Source organism: Mesorhizobium sp. M1A.F.Ca.ET.072.01.1.1 (assembly GCF_004023325.1).
In the GTDB taxonomy this organism is placed as follows: Bacteria; Pseudomonadota; Alphaproteobacteria; order Rhizobiales; family Rhizobiaceae; genus Mesorhizobium.
In genome coordinates, this window is the sequence record NZ_RZSF01000540.1 from 1 (window position 1) to 2,861 (window position 2,861).

Sequence of the window (2,861 nt, forward strand, 5' to 3'; positions counted from 1 at the left end):
GTCCGGCAGCGGCAAGACCACCTTCGCCAGGCTGCTGCTCGGCCTCGTGCCGCCGGACGAGGGCGGCAGCATCGAACTGGAGGGCAAGCAGTTGGCGCCGCGGCTTGCCAGCCGCTCGGAGGAGCAGGTCAAGGCGGTGCAGATCGTCTTCCAGAATCCGGATTCGGCGCTCAACCGTTCGCATTCGATCCGGCATATCCTCAGCCGCGCTTTGAAGCGGCTGGGCGGGCTCACCGGCAAGTCGCTGGAAACGCGCCTCGAAGAGCTCGTCCGCTCGGTGCGGCTCACCGACCGGCATCTGGCCGTCAAGCCGCGGCAGCTTTCGGGCGGTCTGAAGCAGCGCGTGGCGATCGCCCGCGCCTTCGCCGGCGATCCGCGCATCGTCGTCTGCGATGAGCCTACCTCGGCGCTCGACGTGTCGGTGCAGGCGGCGATCCTCAACCTCTTGGCCGACCTGCAATCGAAGCAGGACGTCAGCTACATTTTCATCTCGCACGACCTCGGCGTGGTGCGCTATCTGTCCGACAAGATCGCGGTGCTCTATCTCGGCCGCATCATGGAGTTCGGACCGTCGGAAGCGGTGTTTTCCGGCCCGCATCACCCTTACACGGAAGCTCTGTTGTCGGCCGTTCCGAAACTCGACCGGACGGAAAGCTCGCGCATCCGCCTCGACGGCGAAATCCCGAGCGCGGCCAACCCGCCCACGGGTTGCGTCTTCCACACGAGATGTCCGCGCAAGATCGGCGCGATCTGCGAGACGCAGGAGCCGGAACTAAGCGAGGCCGAGCCCGGGCACACAATCCGCTGCCATATTCCTTTCGCGGAGTTGGCAAGGCTGCAGAAGCCGAGGGCCGTGGAGCCGGCATAGTCGCCGCCAGAAAGCGGCCGCGCCTGCTGGATTCGCTGCGCCGATGGCTGGCGCAGGGCGGCAAGCGCGCTGACACCATCGCGCTGCCCCGTTAGGGACGTCCACAACGTCCGGCCGGGCGGAACCTCGTTTCGAACGCCGCATAGGGCTCCCTCGCGCCTTCCCTCTATCCTGCCGGACATTCCCTCTCCCCGCATCGTCAGTCTCGTTTGAGCTCAATCCTAAGACACCGCCGAAATGTCGGTTGAAATATTTTTCAAACGGTCATAGGAATGTTCAAAGAGTGATTGCGGCGCGGGCGGCGCGCCAAGGACCGGAGGAAGCGACATGTCCCATCCGCAATTCGCAGCGGAACTCCTGCAGCGCGCTGAGAAACAAGGACCGATCACCATCGGTCTCGCCGGCGCCGGACAGATGGGAACGGATATCGTCGTTCAGGTCGCACTTATGCCGGGCATGCGCATCGGCGCCATTTCGGAGGTCAGGCCGCAGGCGGCGATCGATGCGGCGCTGCTTGCCGGCCATGACCGTTCCGATATCGTAGAGGCGCCCAATGCCCCGGCCATCGATCGCGCCATCGAGGCCGGAAAGATCGCGGTCACCGAGGACCTGCATGCGCTCGCCGCCGCCGGCCGCATCGACGTGATCATCGACGCAACCGGAAATCCCAACATCGGCACGCTGTTCGCGCTCGAGGTGATGAAGAACGGCAAGCATATCGTCATGCTCAATGTCGAGGCCGACATCACCATCGGCCGGTTCCTGAAGGAAGAGGCGCGCAAGGCCGGCGTCGTCTACACAGGTGCGGCCGGCGACGAGCCTGCCTGCACGCTCGAGATCATCGGCTTCGCCAGAAGCCTCGGCTTCAATATCGTTGCCGCCGGCAAGGGCAAGAACAATCCGCTGAAGTTCGACGCCGTGCCGGCCGACTACGAGAAGGAGGCGGCCGAGCGCAACATGAATGCGCGCATGCTGGTCGAGTTCGTCGACGGCTCGAAGACGGCAATCGAGATGGTGGCGATCGCCAACGCGACGGGACTGGTGCCCGACGTGCCGGGCATGCACGGCCCTACCGCGACGCTAGAAGAACTAGCCAGCGTGCTCTGCCCGCGCGAGGATGGCGGCGTGCTTCATCGCAAGGGCGTTGTCGACTATTCGATCGGCAAGGGCGTCGCGCCCGGCGTGTTCTGCATCATCGAAACCAAGCATCCGCGCGTGCTGGAGCGCATGATCGACCTCAAGGTCGGCAGGGGCCCCTATTTCACGATCTTCCGGCCCTATCACCTCACCAGCCTGGAAGTGCCGCTCTCGGCGGCGCGCGCCGTGGTCTACAAGCGCGCCGACATGGAACCGCTCGACCATCCCGTGGCCGAGGCGGTGGCGGTGGCCAAGACCAGTCTCGGCACCGGCCAGTCGCTCGGCATGATCGGCGAGAACGACTACCGCGGCTTCGCCATGACCTGGGAAGACGCGCGCGCCAAGGGCGCGCTGCCGCTCGGGCTTGCCGAACGCGCCAAGGTGGTGAAGCCGGTCAAGGCCGGCGACTTCCTGACCTATGAAAACTGTGTACCCGACGATTCGATGGTGATAACCCAGATCCGCCGTCGTCTCGACCAGTCGGACGGGCGGTTCGTAACCAACGCGGCCTAAAGCGCGTCGCGCGGGAAACGGATCCAGGCGACGCGCTTTAGGTCCTTGTTTTTATGCATGTCGTTTTCGCAAAACCGCTGCACACTTTTGCGCGACATGCTCTAACGCTCCGGATCCCAGCCTGATGGACGATGTGGTAATCGGGATCGACGCCTCGACGACCGCCGTGAAGGCGATTGCTTTCGCGGGCGACGGCTCGGAGCTTTTCCAGGCACGCGAGACCTATCCGCTGTCCAATCCGGCGCCCGGCCATTTCGAGCAGGACGCCGAGCATTGGTGGGCAGCGCTGCTGTCGGCGCTGCAACAAGTCGCCAAGGCGATCGATGCCTCACGCGTGAAAGCC

The 2,861-nt window shown here is 64.6% G+C and carries 3 protein-coding genes; all 3 read left to right on the forward strand.

From position 1 onward, the window contains the following. A partial coding sequence (locus EOA32_RS35865; protein WP_145971480.1) for an ABC transporter ATP-binding protein occupies nt 1-868 on the forward strand: 868 nt, incomplete at its 5' end. A 327-nt stretch (nt 869-1,195) separates the two neighbouring features. Beyond that, complete coding sequence (locus EOA32_RS35870; protein ID WP_128374205.1) at nt 1,196-2,518, forward strand: homoserine dehydrogenase; 1,323 nt, start codon at nt 1,196-1,198, stop codon at nt 2,516-2,518. Nucleotides 2,519-2,642: 124 nt separating this feature from the next. Beyond that, the coding region (locus EOA32_RS35875) for an FGGY family carbohydrate kinase (protein ID WP_245499509.1) at nt 2,643-2,861 on the forward strand (219 nt) is incomplete at its 3' end.